This window comes from Streptosporangium sp. NPDC051023, assembly GCF_040689595.1.
Lineage (GTDB): Bacteria > Actinomycetota > Actinomycetes > Streptosporangiales > Streptosporangiaceae > Streptosporangium.
Genome location: NZ_JBFBCE010000218.1, coordinates 1 through 1,992, shown reverse-complemented (window position 1 = coordinate 1,992; position 1,992 = coordinate 1). Strand labels below are relative to the sequence as shown.

Sequence of the window (1,992 nt, the reverse complement as noted above, 5' to 3'; positions counted from 1 at the left end):
CCTTAGACAAGTCCGACCCTCCCAGTTCAAGGGCACTTTTCTCATGTAAACGATCAAGTTCTCCGAAACTCACCGCGAAAGCTCGAGGTTAGTTCTCCTTGTTCGAGGGGTGAGCCGGTTCGAGTCCGGTAACCTGCGACGGCTTTGCGTATTTGCAGGCAAGAGCCTCGGCGGAGTGCGATGTGAGGTCAGGCGGCGGTGCGGCCCCTGTGCGGCGGCTGAGGGTCAGGTACGGAGTGCGGGTGGTGCGGTGGGCGGCCCGTGGTCCCGCCGCCGGCCGAGACCGGCGCCCACGCCGCACGCTCGGGTGGCGTTCGGGCGGCGGGCCGTGCGGCGGCGCGCCGCGCCGCCGCGCTTGATACTCACAAGAACAATTCGGCAGTGTCCGCGCTACGTGATCGTGATCGCTCCGCGCATGGTGCTCAGAGCTTGGTGAGCAGGGCTACCACGTCGGCGAAGCTGCTGGTCAGGGAGTCGAGGACGGCCTTGCCTTTTTCGGCAGTGGCCAGGGACGGACGCCCGATGACCCCGGTTTCGGTGTAGGCCCGCATGCCCTCGGTGAGCAGGTGGCGGCGGTCGTCGGCAACGTGGTCGGCGGTCTCGTAGCCGGGGCGGATAACCTCGGGGTGAGCGTGCAGCAGGATCGAGGTCTCGATCTCTCCGGCGTGCATGTCCTCGTGCATAGAGCTGACCAGCTCGGCAGCGGCCCGCGCCTCCTGCCAGTCCTCCCGGGTGGGAAACAACGCCATCGCGCGGCCTTCGGCGCTGGCCTCCTGGACGACGTTGCTCAGCACGTAGTTGCCACCGTGGGCATTGACTACCACCAGGGCCCGCGGGCCGGTGCGGGTGACGGAGTCGTACACGTCGGTGATGACGGTGTGCAGGGTGCGGGCGGAGATGCTGACGGTGCCTGGCCAGGAGCTGTGCTCATGGGAGCAGGAGATCGTGATCGGGGGCAGCAGCAGGACAGGGTAGGCGTCGGCGATCTTTCGGCAGATCAGGGTGGCGATGATCGTGTCGGTGCTGAGCGGCAGGTGGTCACCGTGCTGTTCGAAGCTGCCGACGGGCAGAACGGCGACGGAGGCGTTGCGGTGGCGTTCCTCGGTGGTGGTCGCGGTGGGCAGCGCGTTGATCACTGTTCTCCTGGTGGCCGGGGTGCTGGCAGAAAGAAGGACTCCGCCGCAACGTGCAGCGGGGCAAGTGCAGCGGACGACGCGCCGCGCTGCCGTTTGATACCCATCGGAATGATGCGGCAGTGTGGCAGTGTGATCGAGAACGCTTCGGACTGCGTAGAAGTTCACGTCACTGCCAGCAGCCGTGGGGAGGCGGCTCGGATTTGTTCGGCGGTGGTGGAAAAGCGCCTGGCCGCTGCGGCGCAGGTCGTCGCGCCGATCGAGTCGGTCTACTGGTGGGCGGGAGAGATCCGACGCTCGGATGAGTGGCTGGTGGTCATGAAGACGACTGTCGGCCGGTTCGAGCAATTGGCGAGGCGAGTGCGGGAGCTGCATTCCTATGAGGTGCCGCAGATCGTCGCGGTCGCGCTGGTGGTCGGCACTTCTGACTATCTGGAGTGGATCAGACGGGAGACGTCCCCAGACTTCGGCGAGTAGCGGTGATATCGCCGACCAGTGCCCGGGCGGCCTGATCCTGGTGGGAGGCAAGGGCCTTCTCGACGGTGGTGAGGTGTTGGAGTCCCCAGGTGGATTCGCTGCGCTGGGCTGACTCCAGAGCGCGGCGGGCGTAGGTGACCCCTTCGGCAATGTCGCCGAGCTGGAGTTGGGCCTGGGCAATGTCCGCGTAGACAACGGCCGCCTTCTTGTGGTCGCTGTCCTGGCCGATGGCGGACAGTGCGGCCTGTCCGGCTTCGATCACCCGGTGTTCGTCGCCGAGCCGTACGTAGCGGTGCTCTGTTAAATCTGGACGTAGAGGTCGAGGGCATGCCCGGACCCGACCGCGGCGAGGAGACGCTGGAGTTCAGGCGGCGGGGGCGCG

3 protein-coding genes are annotated in these 1,992 nt (G+C 66.6%); 1 reads left to right on the top strand and 2 read right to left on the bottom strand.

Annotation, left to right across the window (positions count from 1 at the left end; genetic code table 11):
• Window positions 1–422 precede the first annotated feature (422 nt).
• Entirely contained in the window at window positions 423–1,136 is a 714-nt protein-coding gene (locus AB0395_RS48200) for a creatininase family protein (protein WP_366295097.1), read from the bottom strand.
• Window positions 1,137–1,265: 129 nt separating this feature from the next.
• Between AB0395_RS48200 and cutA the strand changes: the two genes are divergently transcribed.
• Entirely contained in the window at window positions 1,266–1,610 is a 345-nt protein-coding gene (gene cutA / locus AB0395_RS48195; protein WP_366295095.1) for a divalent-cation tolerance protein CutA, read from the top strand.
• On the opposite strand, the gene AB0395_RS48190 is transcribed toward cutA, so the two are convergent.
• A complete protein-coding gene (locus tag AB0395_RS48190; RefSeq protein WP_366295093.1) occupies window positions 1,576–1,872 on the bottom strand; it encodes a hypothetical protein in 297 nt (98 codons plus the stop codon). The two genes, cutA and AB0395_RS48190, sit on opposite strands and share 35 nt — an antisense overlap.
• Between the last annotated feature and the right edge of the window lie 120 nt (window positions 1,873–1,992).